Origin of the sequence: Pseudomonas sp. KU43P (assembly GCF_033095865.1) — a bacterium.
Classification (GTDB): Bacteria; Pseudomonadota; Gammaproteobacteria; order Pseudomonadales; family Pseudomonadaceae; genus Aquipseudomonas.
This window is the reverse complement of record NZ_AP019365.1, coordinates 2,783,215-2,801,228: the sequence shown is the minus strand read 5'-3', so window position 1 is coordinate 2,801,228 and position 18,014 is coordinate 2,783,215. Positions and strand designations below refer to the sequence as shown.

The following is an 18,014-nucleotide window of genomic DNA, read 5'->3' as shown; positions in this document are numbered from 1 at the left end:
GGAGGTCTTAACGTGATGTACACCCCACACCCCGCCTTCAAGCGCCTGACCGCCGCAGCCTTGCTGCTGGCACTGGCCGGTTGCGGCGTCAGCGACCGCATCGGCAAGCGCATGGAAGACAGCTGGGCCGCCGACATGCTGGCCGACAGCGAGAAGGTGATCCTCACCTCCGATGGCGGCAACCAGCTCAACCCTGGCGCCGACGGCAAGCCGCTGTCGGTGGTGATGCGGGTGTATCAGCTGACCGACCTCGAACGCTTCGCCGCCAGCGACGCCGACACCCTCTGGGAGGCGCCGGAAAAAGCCCTGGGCAACACCCTGATCGACGCCCGCGAGCTCACCTTGCTGCCGGGCATTGGCCAGATCGACCAGTGGCCACTGGCGCAAAGCACCCGCTACGTCGGCGTGGCGGCGTTCTTCCGCGATGAACAGGATGCCCGCTGGAAGGTCGCCTTCGATGCCGACTCGCTGCGCAAGGACGGCATCTGGTTCTCCTCCGACGGCCTGCGGATTCTGGTCGACAACACCGAGATCACCGCCGTGCGCGGCATGGATGTGCTGAACAAACCACCCACCGCCGACCAGCTGGCGGCCGCACGACAGCAGCAACTGCAGCCGCCCACCGCGCCAACCCTGGGCGACAAGGTGCAGGACGCGGTGGTCGACAAGGCCGCCGACGCTGCCGGGGAGTCGGTTGGCAAGGCCATGGATTCAACCTTCAATTCACTAGTGGATAGCGTCAAATGAGCAAGCAGAGCCGGGTGATGTGGTCGGAAGGCATGTTCCTGCTGCCCCAGCACTTCCAGTACCAGGATGAGTTCCACCAGCACCAGCTGGCCGAGGCGACCCTGCGCGCAACCCCCTTCCATTGGGGCGTGCAGGCGCTGCAAGTGGACGAAGACGCCCTGGCCAACGGTTCGCTGCAGCTCAAGCGCCTGAAGCTGGTGTTTCCCGACGGCAGCCTGTACGACGCGCCGCAGCACGACCCGCTGCCGGCCGCGCGCGACCTCAAGGACCTGCTCAAGGCCAACGACCTGAAGGTGTACGCTGCGCTCAAACTGCCCGAGCCGTTTGGCCTGAACTACGTCGAAGATGGCCAGGAACACAAGGCCGCACGGCGTTTTCGCAAGCAGTTCGATACCCTGCCCGACCTCAACGAAGGCGAGCTCGAGAACGAGATCACCAGCCTGCGCCTGAACGTGGTGCTGCTGGTCGATGGCGACAGCCTCGATGGCTACAGCCACTGCCCGCTGGCCAAGCTCACGCGCAACAGCATGGGCGGGTTCAACCTCGACCCGCACTTCGTTCACCCAACCCTGCACCTGGGCTGCCACGAGACCCTGGCGGGCATCGGCAAGCGCCTGCTCGGCGCGCTGCAGGCCAAGAGCAAGGCGTTGTCGGGCCGGCGCCGCGAGCGTGCCGACCAGATCGCCGAGTTCGGCTCCAGCGACGTCACCCTCTTCTGGCTGCTGAACACGGTCAACCGCGCCCACCCGCAGCTGGCGCACCTGCTGGCCCACCCGCGCCTGCACCCGGAGCGCCTGTACCTGTTCCTTGCCGACCTGGCCGGCGGGCTGCTGACCTTTACCCTGGACACCCAGCTCAGCGATATCCCCGAATACGACCACCACGACCCGGCAGCCTCGCTGGTGAAGCTCGACGAGATGATCCGGGTGATGCTCGACAACGTGGTGCCCAACCAGTGCATCGTCATCAAGCTGACCCAGACCAAACCGTCGTACTGGCAAGGCCAGCTGCACGATGCGCGCCTGGCCGAGGCCGACTTCTATATCTCGGTACACGCCGACATGCCCGGTGCCAGCCTGCTGGAGCTGGTACCGCGGGCCGTCAAGGTCGGCTCGCCGGAAGACATCGAGGTGGTGGTCAACAGCGCCATGCCCGGCGTCACCCTCAACCATGCCGCGCGCCTGCCCAACGCGATCCCGGTGCGCCTGGACAACCAGTACTTCGCCATCGAGCCCCATGGCCATGTGTACGAGCGAATGATGAACGCCCAGACCATCTGTTTCTACGCGCCCAGCGCCTTTACCAACCTCAAGCTTGAACTGATGGCGGTGCTCAAATGACCGAAGCCGTACTGCAACAGGGCGCCGTCGCGGCCGCCAGCGAAAAACCGACGCTCAAGGACCTGGTCCAGGACTTCATCAGCATGGCGCTGATCGTGCGCAAGGGCCGCGAGGTGACCTCGGTGCCGGCCTTCGAAAGCAGCATCGAGCGCTTCTTCACCAACCTCGAGCGCGATGCCCGGTCGGCCAACTACAGCGTCGAGCAGGTCAAGGACACCCAGTACGCGCTGTGCGCCTTCCTCGACGAGAGCGTGCTGCGCGCCAAGGACAACGCGCTGCGCCAGCACTTCGAGCTGCAACCGTTGCAGTTCCGCTACTTCGGCGTGCACCTGGCAGGTGAAGGCTTCTTCGAGAAGGTCGAGGCGCTGCGCGCCGATGTGAAGCAGAACCTCGATGTGCTGGAGGTCTATCACCTGTGCCTGGCCCTGGGCTTCGAAGGCAAGTTCAGCCTTGGCCAGAAGGACCAGCTGCGCTACCTGGCCAACACCCTGGGCCAGGACATCGCCCGCTACCGTAAGCCGCCCAAAGCCCTGTCGCCGGACTGGGCCCTGCCCGACCAGGTGTCGCAGATGCTGCGCCACGAAGTGCCGCTGTGGGTGTACCTGGGGTTGATCGCACTGGTCTGTGTCGGCGTGTACCTCACGCTCGACTGGTTGCTGGACAAGGACGTCGCCGCCCTTTCCGAACAAATCCGCCAGCTGTTCAGTGCCTGAACACCCTTCAGGTAGCCGAGTCAGGAAGACATGAAAACATTACTGCGTCTGTTGAAGAGTTTCTGGGTGCTGCTGCCGCTGCTGTGGCTGGCGACCCTGTTGATCTGCTGGCTGGTGGCACCGATGGTGCCGTGGCTGCGCCACCATGTACCGGAAGCGCTGGCGATCGTCAGCGCCTGCTTCCTGCTGGTGATCGTGCTGCGCCAGTACCAGCGTATCCGTGCCGAACACAACCTGGAGAACCTGCTGCAGATCGAGGTCGACCGCTCGTGGAACGCCACCGGCGAATTCCGTGACCAGCACGTGCTGCGCGAACGCCTCAAGCATGCCATCGCCATGCTGCGCACCGACCGCTCCGCCGGCGGTGGCGGCAAGGCCGCGCTGTCGGACCTGCCCTGGTACCTGGTGCTCGGCATGTCGGCGGCCGGCAAGACCTCGCTGCTCACCCATTCGGGCCTGTCGGCCAGCATCGCCACCGCCAATGACAGCGAAAGCGGCACCCAGCACTGCGACTGGTACTTCAGCCCAGACGCGGTGATGATCGACACCGCCGGCCGTTACCTGCGCGATGACCAGTCGGCCAGCGAGTTCGCGGCGTTCCTGCGCATGCTGCGCAAGCAGCGCGGCAAGGCGGCGATCAATGGCCTGGTGCTGGTGGTCAGCCTGCCGGAGCTGCTGGCCTCCAACAGCGAGGCGCGTGAAGCCCTGGCCGCCCAGCTGGTGGCCCGGGTGCAGGAGTACGCCGAATGCCTGGACGCCAACCCGCCGATCTACCTGATGCTGAGCAAGACCGACCAGTTGCCGGGCTTCAGCCAGGCCTTCGAGGGCCTTGACCTGCACCAGCGCCAACAACCGCTGGGGATGACCTTCGGCCTGAACGAGATCCGCAACCAGGGCCTGCACGCCGTACTTGAAACGCGTCTGAAGAACCTGCAGGCCCACATCCGCCAGCATGTCGATGCGCAGATGATCAGCCTGGGCGCGTCGGCCGACAGCACCCTGATCAGCTTCGCGCAGTATTTCGCCGAGCTCGATGGCGTGCTCGAACAGTTCCTCGAACACTTCACCCGCAGCCAGCATGGCAGCGCGCCGCTGCTGTTGCGCGGCCTGTACTTCACCAGCGCCCTGCAGACTGACCAGCAACTGAGCCAGGTGTACGAAGACGCCATCGCCGACAGCTTCGCCCTGCAGGTCGCCCATGACGACGCGCCCCACGCCGGCGTCAAGCCGGCAGGCAACCGCAGCTTCTTCATTACCGACACCTTCCGCCGGGTGATCTTCCCGGACCGCGACCTCACCCTGTACCAGTCGCGCCTGGGCCGCCAGGCGGCGTTCAGCCCGCTGCTGCTGGGCCTGGCCGCTGCAGCCGGGGTGGCGTTCATCGGCTGGCAGGCGCTGTCGTTCGCCAACAACCGTCAGTGGCTGGACAGCCTGCGCGGGCAACTGGCCGAGATCGAGCAATCGGCCGACCGCGAGCAGTTGCTGGCTGCTGGCAAAGGCCTGGAAGTGCTGCGCGAGCAGATGGCGACCGTCGAGGGCCATCGCCTGCAAGGCGTGCCGTTGCGCCTGAGCGCCGGCCTGTACCACGGCGAGGCCGTGCATGAGGTGGCGCGCAGCGCTTACCTGGCGCAACTGCGCAGCCAGGCCCTGGAGCCCATCGCACGTAACCTGCAAGTGCAGATGCGTGCCTTCAATACCTTCGCCAATGGCATCAACCAGGCACTGGAATTCACCCCGGCCCCAACACCGAAGAAACGCAACGACAAGCCACTGGCCCCCCGCGTTGCCGCCAAGGCCCAGGCCGCACTGGCCAACACCCGTGCCGGCGCCTATGCCGCCAAGGTCAACCTGGCCACCACCAGCGATGCCGCCGAACTGTCGGCCACCACCGGTGGCCTGTCACTGTCGGAAGAAATGCTCGGGCGCCTGGACGAACAGCAGGTGGCCTCGATCATCGATGCCTACAACACCCTCAAGCTGTACCTGCTGCTGACCGAGCCACAGGCCCACCCGGACGCGGCCTTCGTCGCCGCGAGCCTGCCCCAGGCCTGGGCCAGCGCCGCCACCGAGGGCACACCGGCCGACGAGGGCGTCATCGCCGAGAACGCGCCGCTGTACGTGCAACTGCTGGAACAGGGCCAGGCCCCTGCGCTGCCACGCAACGCGCAACTGATTGGCGAAACCCGGCAGAACCTCAAGGCGTTCATGATCTCCAGCTCGCTGGTCGACCGTGAGTACTTGCGCCTGCAGCTGGAAGCGAGCCGCCAGTTCCCGGCCCTGAGCCTCAACGACCTGGTGCCGCAACCTGGCCGCGCGCTGCTGTACGGCTCTGCCGGGGTACCGGCGATCTACACCCGCCAAGGCTGGGAGGCCTTCGTCAAGCCCGAGCTGATCAAGCTGGTGTCGGGCAACCTGCAGAACGAAACGGACTGGGTGCTCGATGGCGAAGGCGGCGATGCCATCGTGCAGAAGGCCAACTTCGTGCGCGAGTTCATGACCCGCTACAAACGCGACTACACCCAGGCCTGGTACAAGATGGTCAGCAGCGTCGGTGTGCGTCACTTCGCCGACCTGGCCTCGGCCACCGAACAGCTGGGGCTGCACAGCGATGTGCAGAATTCGCCGGTGAAGAACCTGCTGGCCGCGGTCAACGACAACACCCAGTGGGACCTGCCCGTCAAACATGAAATGCCGGCCACCGGTAACGCCCGGATGGACGGGTTCTGGAGCAAGGTCACCGGCCTGCTCGACGCCAATGACGCCCTGCCCGATGCCGTGGCGCCCAGCCTGCCGGCGGTCGACGACGGCAGCCTGGCCAAGCGCTTCGAGCCGGTGGCGCGGGTGTTCGCCGAAAGCAATGCCGAAGGCGCCGACAGCACCATCATGGACCGCTACCTGGCCGCGCTGCGCAAGCTCAAGGTGCGCATGAACAACATCCAGCGCTCCCAGGACGTCGGCAAGGGCAGCAAGCAGCTGATCGCCGAAACCCTGGAAGGCCAGCCGAGCGAAGTGACCACCGTGCGCAACTACGTGGAAACCAGCGTCGACACCAGCCAGGACGGCCTGTCGCGTTCGCTGCAGGGGCTGTTCAGCCTGCCCATCCAGTATGCGTGGGAAACCCTGCGTGATCCGGCCGGCCAGCAGATCGCCAAGGCCTGGGCCCAGCAGATCGCCAAGCCCTGGCAGCAGGTCATGGCCCGCCGCTACCCGATCGCCAGCGGCAGCCGCAACGAGGCCTCGGTCAAGGACCTGCAGCGCTTCGTCGACCCCGACAGCGGCCTGCTGCCGACCTTCAAGCGCAACGAGATCGGCAACCTGTCCGGTGGCGAAGGCCTGGGCCTTGGCAACAGCAAGGGACCGGCGCTGGTCAACCCCGACATGCTCAACAGCATCGACAGGGCAAGCTCGGTGGGCCAGGTGATCGCCAGCCTGTCGGACCGCGAGAACGGTTTCGAGATCATGCTCGAACCGTCGAGCAGCTTCACCGACATCGTCTTCACCCTCGACGGCCAGGAGCAGCACTACCGCAACGGCCGCAGCAGCTGGAGCCGCTTCGCCTGGCCGGGCAGCAGCAACGCCCCGGGCGCACGCCTGGACGTGGTCACCCTCACTGGCGCACGGGTCACCGTGTTCGACTTCCCGGGCCGCTGGGGCCTGCTGCGCATGAACGAAAGCGCCCGGGTCGAGGACCTGGACGGTATCCAGCAGCGCTTCAGCTGGAACACCGCCAGCGGCCGGGTCAGCCTGGTGGTGCGCAACTTCGGTGGCGTCAAGCTGACCGACCTGGGTGACGTCAAGGCGCTGAGCGCGCTCAACGACAGGGGCGCGCAATGATCGGCTGCTTCGGCAAGTTGCCGTCGAGCGCGGATTTCGTCAGCCTGCATGGTGCGGCTGAGGAAGTCTGCGAGTTCGATGCCTGGCTGCAGGCTTCGCTGGCGGCGATGCGCCACCGCGAAGACTGGCAGGCGCTGTTCGACGCCTTGCCGATGTGTTTCTTCAGTTACCGGGCGCGCAATGGCAACTGGCTGCTCGGTGGCCTGCTGAGCTCACGCGATGCCAGCGACCGGCGCTACCCGTTCTTCATCTTCCAGTTGCTCAAGGGCCAGGAAGGCGAGGCGCTGCCCAACCCGTTCACCCTCGGCGAGCTGTTCAGCACGCAGATCAAGCCGTTGCTGCACCAGGCGGTACAGGGTGCGGACTGCGCGACCCTGTTCGAACGCATCAAGGCCTTGCGCCCCCTACAGGGCCAGGACCTGGACCTGTTCCGTCGGGTCCATGCCAAGTTCCTGCATGACTTCAGCTTTGCCGATGTCACCCGGGCGTTGCAGGGTTCCTGGCCTACCTTCGACGGCGCCACCGCGCTGTCGCGGCTGCAGGCAGCCTGGCCGTTGCTGCACAGGGACTTCGAAGGCGGCATCGAGCTGCCGCTGCCGGCCGAACGCGGCCTGAAAAACCCCACCGCCGACCTGTGGCAGACCTGGTTGACGCGCATGGGTGGCCGCCATGGCGGCCCGGCGGTGAGCCTGCTGGCGGACGACTTCATGCACCCGCGGCTGTACGGCTTCACCTCACGCCACAGCAACACCGCCTACCGCCTGCTCAGTGCCACGGCCGATGCACGCCAGCACCTGGACCTGCTCGGCCCGATGGCGCCCGGCGCACACGGGCACGATTTCGACCGCCCCCTTGAACACATCATCGACCGCTTCGTCGATGCGTTGGATGCGACGCCTGTATGAACAAGATCAAGTACTACTGCCTGCGCTACCAACCCTACCTGCTGGGGGTGGCCTTCTTCCTGGCGATCTTCCTGGTCTGGGCCATCGGCCGGGCCCTGGGCTTCGCCTCGCTGCACAGCCTGCTGGCGGGTATCGGCGTGTTCCTGTTGCTGTCGGCAGGCTACGTACTGTTGCTGTACCGCGGCGCGGGCCAGCACCACAACCTCGAAGCCCTGCTGCGCGATGACGCCGACCAGGCGGTACTCAACGCCACGCCCGCCGACCGCGAAGAGGTCAGCCTGCTGCGCGAACGCCTGCTGCAGGGCATTGAGCGCCTGCACGGCAACGCCCCGCGCGGCACAGCGGCCAAGGATGCGCTCTACGCCCTGCCCTGGTACCTGGTGATCGGCCAGCCGGCGGCGGGCAAGAGCACCATGATCCTGCAGTCGGGGCTCAACTTCCCGTACGCCGAGCGTGAAGGCATGCGGGTCGCGGGGCTGGGCGGCACGCGCAACTGCGACTGGTTCTTCAGCGCCGATGCGGTACTGCTGGACACCGCCGGGCGCTACATGAACAGCCCCGAAGAAGCCGGCAAGTGGCGCGGCTTCCTGCAGCTGCTGCGCCAGCATCGCCAGCGCCGGCCGCTCAATGGCCTGATCGTCAGCGTAAGCATCGCCGACATCCTGCAGGGTTCTGCCGAGGACCAGGCGCGGGTGGCCAAGCGCCTGCGCGAGCGCATCCAGGAAAGCTGCGCATTGCTGGAAGTGCGCCTGCCGATCTACCTGGTGTTCACCAAGTGCGACCTGATCCCCGGCTTCACCCCCTTCTACCGCCAGTTGGACGACGCGGCGCGTGGCGAGGTGATGGGCAAGACCTTCTCGCACAAGCACTACGAACAGGCCGACTGGGGCCAGCGTTTCGGCAAGGCGATGGACGAGCTCTGCGGCTACTGGCAACAGGTGGCAGGCCAGCAGCTGGTGCAGCAGGACATCCAGCTGACCCGGCAGAACGATGCCGCCTACCGCTTCCCGCTGGAGCTGGCCGCGCTCAAGCCGCGCCTGCAAGCGTTCGTCGACAGCCTGCTGCGGGCCAACCCGTACCAGCCTGCCGAGCTGCTGCGCGGCTTCTACTTCACCGCCGCCCTGGAGGCCGAAGAGACCCCGTGGGGCAGCCACGGCCAGCAGGTCGCCGAGCGCTTCGCCCTGCAGCACGACCTCGGCGCCAGCCCTGCCGGCAGCCAGCCCGCGCCGCTGTTCATCAACAGCCTGTTCCGCAAGGTGATCATCCCTGACCAGCACCTGGTGGCGCTGTACACCAGCAATCGCCGCGAGCGCCAGCGCAAGGCCGCCTGGGTCGGCGCCGCCAGCCTGGCGGGCTTGGTACTGTGCAGCCTGTGGGGCTGGTCATACCTGAACAACCGCGCAACGCTGGGCAGCATCGCCGACGAGCTGGCCCAGGCCAGACATGAAGACCAGGCCAACCTTGGGCAGTACGCCGCCTGGCACAGCCTCGACCGCTTGCGTTTCTGGGCCGGGCACTACTACCGGCAACACCACGACCAGGCCGTGCCGCTGGGCATGCGCCTGGGCCTGTACCAGGGTCACAAGGTCGAACCAGTGCTGCGCACGCGCTATTTCGCGACCCTGCAGAACGTGATGCTCAAGCCCACCGCGGACAACCTCACCCGCACCCTGTATCTGCTGACCACGCTCAAGGTCTACCAGCGCAACAGCCCGGTGCTGCAGCCGGTCAGCGGCGTGGACAGCGTCGAGGCCGAGGCCCTGCCCCACGACAACCGCGCCCAGTCGATCGCCGACTTCGGCAAGGCGGCCCTGGACACCTACGTGATGCTCTCGCCCGCCCAGCGCGAGAAGGCCGACCCGGCGTTCCTCAAGGCGCACATGCCGGATTACTGGTACCCGGCCATCGCCCGCCACACCGGCAAGACCATGGCCAGTTCCGCCGCCGACAGCGCGGCCAACCAGGACTACGCCTATGCCAGCCGGCAGATCGTGTTCTATGCCGACCAGATCCGCGAGCCGGACGTCCCGCGCATCCTCGACAACGCCTTCCTGATGTCCAGTTCGCGCAACTACATCAACAGCCTGCTGACCCAGTCGCTGCGCTCGATCGAGACCATCACGCTGGAGTCGGACACCCTGTTCGCCTTCGCCCGCGCCGATTTCCAGAGCCTCAAGAGCGAAGGCCAGAACCAGCTGAGCGCCATCGCCAGCAAACTGTTGAACACCCCGAATATCGGCAAGATCGTGATTTCGGGCCACGCCGACCAACTGGGCGATGCCCAGGGCAACCTGCAGGTTTCCCGGCAACGGGCGCAGACCATCCGCACCTACCTGGTCGGCAAGGGCGTGCCGGCGGAACTGGTCAGCGCCCAGGGCGAAGGCAGCCGCAAGCCGCTGGTCAACTGCGACATGCAGCAACCACGGGCGCAGCTGATCAAGTGCCTGGAGCCCAACCGGCGGGTAGAAATCGAAGTGCGCGGGCTCAACTGAGGCCGCGCCTGCAAGAACCGGCCAGCCGAGCCTCACTGGAGGAAGCTCGGCGGGCGGCAAGCTACCTCGGCTGACCTGGTCAGCGAGGTCAACAGCAAGGGACGCATGAGCGCCCTTCTACTGATGTTAATGGAGAGTTTCACAATGGCATTTGACGCGTATATCCAAATCGACGGCATCCCAGGCGAAGTACTGGACGACAAGCACAAGGACTGGATCGAAGTGCTGGGCTACGAGTACGGCGCCACCCAGGCCACTTCGGCCACTGCCAGTTCCTCGGGCGGTGCTTCTTCCGAGCGCGTGGCGCTGACCGACTTCAAGATCCGCAAAGCCGTCGACAAGGCTTCGGCCAAACTGTTCGAGCACTGCTGCACCGGCAAGCACATCGCCAAACTGAAGCTGAACGTCAACCGTGCCGGTGGTGACAAGGTCACCTACCTGACCATCGACATGGAAGAAGTGGTGGTGTCCTCGGTACGTTTCGTCGCCGGTGGCAACCAGGGCGGTGAAGACAAGGCGGTCAGCGACCTGCCGATCGAAGAAATCAGCTTCAACTTCGCTCGCATCAAGACCACCTACACCCAGCAGAACCGTACCGACGGCCAGGCTGGCGGCAACATCGTCGGCGGCTGGGACCGCACCGCGAACAAAGTGTTCGCCTAAGCACGTGCTGCAGTGGGTCGCGCACGCGGCCCACATCCCACACCGTGCCGGGCTACCCGGCGCGGTGTTCTACTTCCCTGATCAGAGTGTCCTATGTCTGAAATCCTCAATGACCTTTCGCTGGCCGAGCTGGCCGCGCCGATCGACGGTGGCAGCGGCGAAGACTTGAGCTTCTCCGCCTTGTTCGACCAGATCAAGGAGGCGCGCCGGGCAGACCCTGACTACCTGACCCAGGGCGACTGGCAGACCGACCTGAAGACCGCCGACTGGGAAAAGGTCATCCAGCTGTCCGCCCAGGGGCTTGCCGAACAGAGCAAGGACCTGATGCTGGTCGCCTGGCTGAGCGAAGGCCTGGCCCAGCGCGATCATTTCCAGGGCATCACCTTTGGCCTGAGCCTGGCCGAGCGCATCCTCGAAAGTTTCTGGGACAGCGCCTACCCCTCGCTCGAAGACGGCCTGGACGAACGTGCCGCACGCTTGGCCTGGCTGAAGACCACCCTCACCGACATCACCGGTGGATTGCCCATTACCCAGGGGCAGCATTTCGGCGTGCTGCGTTACGACGAATCACGCCATGTAGAAAACCTCGCCTTGCAGAACCCCAAGGCGATGCAGACGGCGCTGGCCGAAGGCAAGATCAACGCCGAGATTTTCCAGCGCTCGGTGGTGCTCAGCGATACCGAGCACCTGCGCGCCAAGGCCCTGCAGATTACCCGGAGCCTGCAGGCCTGCGAGCGTTTGCAGACCACCGCCGACCGCCTGTTCGGCGCCGAAGGGCCGAGCTTTGCCAGCCTTGCCGACATGCTCTCGCGGGCGGGGCAGCTGGCAGAAAAACTGCTGAAGGACCGCGGCGTTGAACTGCACCCGCTCGCCGTGGCGCCGCCCGAACCCGTAGCGCCCGCCAGCGCTGACGCCGAGCCAGGAGAATCAATGGACAGTCCCGCCCAGGCTGCAGCGCCTGCAGTGATGCGCACTACCCCGCTGAACCGCGACGAAGCCTTCACGATGCTCGCGGGCATTGCCCAGTTCTTCAAGCACAGCGAACCGCAGAGCCCGGTGCCGTACCTGATCGAACGCGCCATCAAGTGGGGCAACATGCCGCTGGAAGGCTGGCTGCGCGATGTGATCAAGGACAGCAATGTGGTGGACAATATTCGCGATGTCTTGGGCACGCGCGAAAAGCAGTCCTGATGATCGCGCTGGCCCTATCGCCGGCAAGCAGGCTCTCACAAGTACAGCACCGCCAATCGCTGTGGGAGCCGGCTTGCCGGCGATAGGGCCCGCAGCTTCACAACATCAACTGCAGCCAGAAACCTTTCCTATACTCCCCCTGGCATCCCTGCATGCCAACCTGCCCAAAAAACGCGAAACCTCACACAACAACAACGAGGTGGCAAATGGTCTGGCAGCAAATCTACGATCCCTTCGCAAGCCCTTGGCTCTCCACCCTCATGGCCGCTGTGCCGGTAGTGGTCATGCTGGCAGCACTGGCCTTCTTCCATATCAAAGCCCACATCGCCGCCCTGCTCGCCCTGGGTTCGGCGTTGCTGATCTCGATCTTCGCCTTCGGCATGCCCGCTGGCATGGCCGGCTCCGCCGCGCTGTACGGGGCGGCCAACGGCTTGCTGCCGATCGGCTGGATCGTGCTCAACATCATCTTCCTGCACCGCCTCACCACCGAGAACGGCTCGTTCAAAGTGCTGCAGGACTCCCTGGCACGCATCACCGATGACCGCCGCCTGCAGCTGCTGCTGATCGCCTTCTGCTTCGGCGCCTTCTTCGAGGGCGCGGCGGGCTTCGGCACGCCGGTGGCGGTGACCGGGGCGATCCTCATCGGCCTGGGCTTCTCGCCGCTGGCGGCCTCGGGCCTGGCGCTGATCGCCAACACCGCGCCGGTGGCCTTCGGAGCGCTGGGTACGCCGATCATCACCTTGGCCAAGGTCACCGGCCTGGATGAGATGGAGCTGTCGGCGATGGTCGGCCGGCAGTTGCCGTTCTTCTCGGTGATCGTGCCGTTCTGGCTGATCTGGGCCTTCGCCGGCTGGCGCAAGATGCTGGAAATCTGGCCGGCGATCCTGGTGGCCGGGGTGAGCTTCGCGATTCCCCAGTTCCTGGTGTCGAACTACCACGGGCCAATGCTGGTGGACGTGATCGCCGCGCTGATCTCCATGGCCTGCCTGACCGCCTTCCTGCGGGTGTGGAAGCCGGCCACGGTGCACACCTCGGCGGCGCTGACCGGGCGCGTGGACAACTCCAAGGTCGAGGCCGACGACAGCCCCGGCAGCAACGCTTTTGCCCAGCGCGACCAGCGCAGCGTGCTCAAGGCCTGGATGCCGTGGATCATCCTCACCGTGTTCGTGTTCGCCTGGGGCACGGCGAGCTTCAAGAACCTGTTCGACACCCGCGCAGCCATCGACCCGGCCAGCGGCGTGGCCATGCTCGACCCGCAGGGCAAGCCGCTGCGCGAGGCCAACCCGGTGTTCGCGCCGGTGTTCACCTTTGACACCATCCACCAGCACATCGAGAAGGTGCCGCCGGTGGTGCCGGCGCCGAAGAAAGAGGACGCCCAGTACAAGTTCACCTGGTTCACCGCCACCGGCAGCGGCATCTTCCTGGCGGCGATCCTCGGCGGGCTGCTGATGGGCTATTCGCCGCTGGAGTTGGGGCGCCAGTACCTGCGCACGATCTGGGTGGTGCGTTATTCGCTGATCACCATCGTCGCCATGCTGGCGCTGGGCTTTCTCACGCGCTATTCGGGGCTGGATGCGACCATGGGGCTGGCGTTCGCCGCCACGGGCATCTTCTACCCGATGTTCGGCACCCTGCTCGGCTGGCTGGGGGTGGCGCTGACCGGGTCGGACACGGCGTCCAACGTGCTGTTCGGCGGGTTGCAGCGGGTGACGGCGGAGCAACTGGGGTTGAGCCCGGTACTGATGGCCGCGGCCAACAGTTCGGGTGGGGTGATGGGCAAGATGGTCGATGCGCAGTCGATCGTGGTGGCGTCCACCGCTACCCGCTGGTATGGGCATGAGGGCGAGATTCTGCGCTACGTGTTCTTCCACTCGATCATTCTGGCGATTCTGGTGGGTTGCCTGGTGACCTTGCAGGCGTATGTGGCGCCGTTTACCTCGATGGTAGTGGGAGGTTGAATCGCTGAGTCTGCACGGGCCCTATCGCTGGCAAGCCAGCTCCCACAGGTATCCCACTGGGCTCAAGATGAGTGGGATACCTGTGGGAGCCGGCTTGCCGGCGATAGGGCCAGATGATTAGAATGCGATCAATTCTTAATTACAACGCCGTCTCCCATGCCCCCCGCCGATCCCACCCTCACCTTGCAGGTCAAGACGCTATACACCGAACACCACGGCTGGCTGCAGGGCTGGCTGGGGCGCAAGCTCGGCAATGCCTGCGATGCCGCAGACCTGGCCCACGACACCTTCGTGCGCCTGCTCGGCCGCCAGGCCACGGCGGGGTTCGGCAGCGAACCGCGGGCCTTGCTCACCCATATCGCCAAGGGCCTGCTGGTCGACCGCTGGCGGCGCCAGGATGTGGAGCGCGCCTACCTCGAAGCCATCGCGCACCTGCCCGAACCCGACGTGCCGTCACCGGAAACCCGCTGGCTGATCCTGGAAACCCTCTACCGCGTCGACACCATGCTGCGCGAAATGCCGGCGCGGGTGCGCCAGGTGTTCCTGTTGTCGCAACTCGATGGCCTGACTTATGGCGAGATCGCTGCGCAGCTGAACGTCTCGCTGATCACCGTCAAGCGTGACATGCGCAGCGCCTTCCTCGCCTGCCTGAGCCTGGACACATGAGCGCCCGCATCGACCCGCAGATCCTCGGCGAAGCCGCCGACTGGCTGGTGCAACTGCAATCGGGCAGCGCCACCGAGGACGACCACCGCGCCGTTCAGGCCTGGTGCCAGCGCAGCGCCGAGCATGCCCAGGCCTGGCAGCGCGCCGAGGCGATCCTCGGCGACTTCCGCCGCCTGCCCACACCGGTAGCCGGGGAAACCCTGCGCCGCTTGAGCCGCCAAGGTGGCGTCAGCCGGCGCCAGGCCATGCAGCGCCTGGGGCTTTTGCTGCTGGCCGCACCTGCAACCTGGCTGGCCTGGCGCGAAACGCCCTGGCAACAGTGGCGCGCCGACGCGCGCACCGCCGTGGGCGAGCAACGCCCGCTGACCCTGGCCGATGGCACGCGGGTGCTGCTGAACACCGACAGCGCCATCGATATCGACTTCAACGCCCGCGAGCGGCGCATCGACCTGCTGGCCGGCGAAATCCTCGTCACCAGCGCCGCAGACGCCCGGCCGCTGCGGGTACGCACCCTGCACGGCCAGGCACAGGCCCTGGGCACGCGCTTCAGCGTGCACCTCGACGGGCCGCTGACCCGCGTGGCCGTGCTGGATGGCGCGGTGGATGCGCAGCCGCTGCACGGCAGCGGCCACCTGGTGTTGCAGGCGGGCCAGCGCAGTGCCTTCGATAGCATTCGGGTGCGGCCGGCCAGCCCCCTGGACAGCGACGACCTGGCCTGGGAGCACGGCATGCTGCTGGCACGCGACATGCGCCTGGCCGACCTGCTACAGACGCTAGGCCGTTACCGCCCAGGCGTGTTGCGCTGCCACCCGGCGGTGGGCGACCTGAAGGTATCAGGCGCGTTCCCACTGACCGACAGCGATGCCAGCCTGCGCCTGCTCGGCGAAACGCTGCCGGTCGCGATCCATGGTCTGACGCGCTATTGGGTGACGGTCGAACCGAGGGTGTGAAGTTTTTTGCCGCTGCCTGATACCTTTTCCTGCGTCGTCCGGTGATGAGTGCAGAACCCTCGTTTTCTGCCCCCACAGGACCCTCGCATGACGCCTCGCCCCCGCTTCCGCCTCAAAGCCCTGAGCCTGGCCATGGCCATCGGCACCTTCGCCCCCAACGCCATGCTGCTGGCCGCCGAGCCCGCCACAAGCGACAGTACACGCAGCTACCACATTGCCGCCGGCCCGCTGTCCGACGTGCTGGCCCGCTTCGCTGCCAGCGCCGGTGTGCCGCTGTCGTTCGACCCGGCGCTGCTCAGGGGTGTGCAGAGCCAGGGCCTGGAGGGCAGCTTCAGCGTGGCGGACGGCTTCGCGCGCCTGCTGGCCGGCAGTGGCTACAGCCTGATCAGCACCGACAGCGGCTATACCCTGGCCCCAACGGTGGACCTGGGCGATGCCCTGGAGCTGGGCGCCACCACCATCAACAGCGACCTGGCCGCCAACAGCGACACCTGGCAAGGCGGCCAAGTGGCCCGCAGCGCGCGTCTGGGCGTGCTGGGTGACCAGCCGATCAGCGACGTGCCGTTCAGCGTCACCAGCTACACCGCCAAGACCATCGCCGACCAGCAGGCGCGCACCCTCGGCGACGTGCTGCTCAACGACGCCGCCGTGCGCCAGTCGGCGGGCTTTGGCAACTTTTCGCAAGTGTTCACCATTCGCGGCCTGCCGCTGAACACCGACGACATCAGCTACAACGGCCTGTACGGCGTGCTGCCGCGGCAGATCGTCACCACCGAGGCGCTGGAGCGGGTCGAGGTATTCAAAGGCCCGAACGCCTTCCTCAACGGCGTCGCGCCTCAGGGCAGCGGCATCGGCGGCGCGGTGAACCTGGTGCCCAAGCGCGCCGAAGACACGCCGACCCGCCACGTCACCTTCGACTACGCCACAGGTGCCAACCTCGGCGGCCACCTCGACCTGGGCAAGCGCTTTGGCGAGGACAACCGCTTCGGTGCGCGCATCAACCTGGCCCAGCATGACGGCGGCACCGGCGTGCACGACGAGGCCCAGCACTCCACCCTGGTTGCCGTGGCCCTGGACTACCGTGGCGACCGCCTACGCCTGTCCACCGACTTGGGCTATCAGAAGGAACGCATCAACCAGGGCCGTGCGGTGATCTACCCAACGGGCAGCAAAGTGCCGCACGCCCCCTCGGCACGCGACAACTACGCCCAGGATTGGACCTGGTCGCAGCTCGAAGACACCTACGGCATGGTCAACGCCGAGTACGATCTCAACGATAGCTGGACGCTGTATGCCGGCGCCGGTGCCAAGCACACCCGCGAGAACGGCGAGTACTCCTCGCTCTACGTCAGCGACGAGGACGGCACGGCCCGCGGCGGCTACCTCTACCCGCCCCACGACGAGGACAACAAGAGCGCCATGGCCGGCCTCAACGGCCGCTTCGCCACCGGGCCGGTCAGCCACCGGGTCAACCTCGGCCTTTCGGGCATGTGGGGCGAGCAGCGCTCGGCCTATGAGGCGATCACGGCGGCCAACCGCTTCGATTCCAACCTGTACCACCCGGTCAAGGTGCCGCGACCGACCAATACCTACGCTGGCAGCGACCTGCACGACCCGCGCATCGTCGGCAAGAATCGCGTGAAGAGTGCGGCGGTATCCGACACCCTGGGCTTCTTCGACGATCGGTTGCTGCTGACCGTAGGCGTGCGCCGGCAGTCGATCGGCGTCGACGGCTGGGCCACCGCCACCGGGGTGCGCAATGCCAACTACGACGAGTCGGTGACCACGCCGGTCTATGGCCTGGTGCTCAAGCCTTGGGAGCATGTGTCGTTCTATGCCAACCGCATCGAAGGCCTGGCCCAGGGCCCGACCGCGCCGTCCAGCGTGAGCAACGCCAACGAGGTGTTCCCACCCAAGCGCAGCAAGCAGGTGGAAGCCGGGGTGAAGCTGGACTGGAACAGCTTTGGCGCGACACTGGGCGTGTACCGCATCGAACAACCGAACAGCACCACGTTCCGCGAGGCGGGCGCGACCAAGGACACCTTCAGCATGGATGGCGAGCAGGTGAACAAGGGCGTCGAGCTGAATGTGTTCGGTGAGCCGATCGAAGGGCTGCGGCTGCTTACGGGGGCGGTGTTCATGCACACCGAGCTGGACAACACAGCCAATGGCCGCAACGATGGCAACCGTGCACCGGGCGTGCCGCGCTTCCAGTACAACCTGGGGGCTGACTGGGATGTGCCGGGGATCGCGGGGGCAGCATTGAGCGCGCGGGTGTTGCGCACCGGGGGGCAGTACGTCAACACGGACAACAGCCTGAGCATCCCGGCGTGGACCCGTGTCGATCTGGGTGGGCGCTACCGCTTCAAGCTGGACGACAAGCAGGTGACCTTGCGGGCCAATGTCGAGAACGTGGCGAACAAGGCATACTGGGCTTCGGCTTCGACCTCTAACAATTACCTGACCCAGGGCACGCCACGGGTTTTGCGGTTGTCGGCGAGTGTCGATTTCTGACAGCCTGTTCGCGCCTCATCGCCGTCAGGCCGGCTCCCACA

12 protein-coding genes are annotated in these 18,014 nt (G+C 66.1%); all 12 read left to right on the top strand.

The window, feature by feature from the left end:
* Nucleotides 1–15: 15 nt before the first annotated feature.
* Nucleotides 16–747, top strand: a complete 732-nt coding sequence (gene tssJ, locus KU43P_RS12635; RefSeq protein ID WP_317663508.1) for a type VI secretion system lipoprotein TssJ — start codon at nt 16–18, stop codon at nt 745–747.
* Entirely contained in the window at nt 744–2,087 is a 1,344-nt protein-coding gene (gene tssK / locus KU43P_RS12630; protein WP_317663506.1) for a type VI secretion system baseplate subunit TssK, read from the top strand. Before tssJ ends, tssK begins: the two co-directional genes overlap by 4 nt.
* Nucleotides 2,084–2,800 (top strand): type IVB secretion system protein IcmH/DotU, encoded by a 717-nt coding sequence (gene icmH, locus KU43P_RS12625; RefSeq protein WP_317663504.1) that lies wholly within the window; start codon nt 2,084–2,086, stop codon nt 2,798–2,800. The genes tssK and icmH overlap by 4 nt, the downstream gene beginning before the upstream one ends.
* Before the next feature lie 30 nt (nt 2,801–2,830).
* Entirely contained in the window at nt 2,831–6,634 is a 3,804-nt protein-coding gene (locus tag KU43P_RS12620) for a type VI secretion protein IcmF/TssM N-terminal domain-containing protein (protein ID WP_317663503.1), read from the top strand.
* Nucleotides 6,631–7,539 carry a type VI secretion system-associated protein TagF gene (gene tagF / locus KU43P_RS12615; protein WP_317663502.1) on the top strand — a complete coding sequence of 303 codons (909 nt, stop codon included), beginning with the start codon at nt 6,631–6,633 and terminating at the stop codon, nt 7,537–7,539. Before KU43P_RS12620 ends, tagF begins: the two co-directional genes overlap by 4 nt.
* Nucleotides 7,536–10,031 carry a type VI secretion system membrane subunit TssM gene (gene tssM / locus KU43P_RS12610; RefSeq protein ID WP_317663501.1) on the top strand — a complete coding sequence of 832 codons (2,496 nt, stop codon included), beginning with the start codon at nt 7,536–7,538 and terminating at the stop codon, nt 10,029–10,031. Before tagF ends, tssM begins: the two co-directional genes overlap by 4 nt.
* Before the next feature lie 144 nt (nt 10,032–10,175).
* Nucleotides 10,176–10,694: an Hcp family type VI secretion system effector gene (locus tag KU43P_RS12605; protein WP_008100157.1), complete on the top strand. Its 519-nt coding sequence runs from the start codon at nt 10,176–10,178 to the stop codon at nt 10,692–10,694.
* Nucleotides 10,695–10,787: 93 nt separating this feature from the next.
* Nucleotides 10,788–11,885, top strand: coding sequence for a type VI secretion system protein TssA (tssA, locus tag KU43P_RS12600; protein WP_317663499.1), 1,098 nt, complete (start codon nt 10,788–10,790; stop codon nt 11,883–11,885).
* 206 nt (nt 11,886–12,091) lie between these two features.
* A complete protein-coding gene (locus tag KU43P_RS12595) occupies nt 12,092–13,843 on the top strand; it encodes an L-lactate permease (RefSeq protein ID WP_317663497.1) in 1,752 nt (583 codons plus the stop codon).
* Nucleotides 13,844–13,999: 156 nt separating this feature from the next.
* Complete coding sequence (locus tag KU43P_RS12590; protein WP_317663495.1) at nt 14,000–14,509, top strand: sigma-70 family RNA polymerase sigma factor; 510 nt, start codon at nt 14,000–14,002, stop codon at nt 14,507–14,509.
* A complete protein-coding gene (locus KU43P_RS12585) occupies nt 14,506–15,459 on the top strand; it encodes a FecR domain-containing protein (RefSeq protein ID WP_317663493.1) in 954 nt (317 codons plus the stop codon). Before KU43P_RS12590 ends, KU43P_RS12585 begins: the two co-directional genes overlap by 4 nt.
* An 87-nt stretch (nt 15,460–15,546) precedes the next feature.
* Complete coding sequence (locus KU43P_RS12580; protein WP_317663491.1) at nt 15,547–17,973, top strand: TonB-dependent receptor; 2,427 nt, start codon at nt 15,547–15,549, stop codon at nt 17,971–17,973.
* Nucleotides 17,974–18,014: the final 41 nt, after the last annotated feature.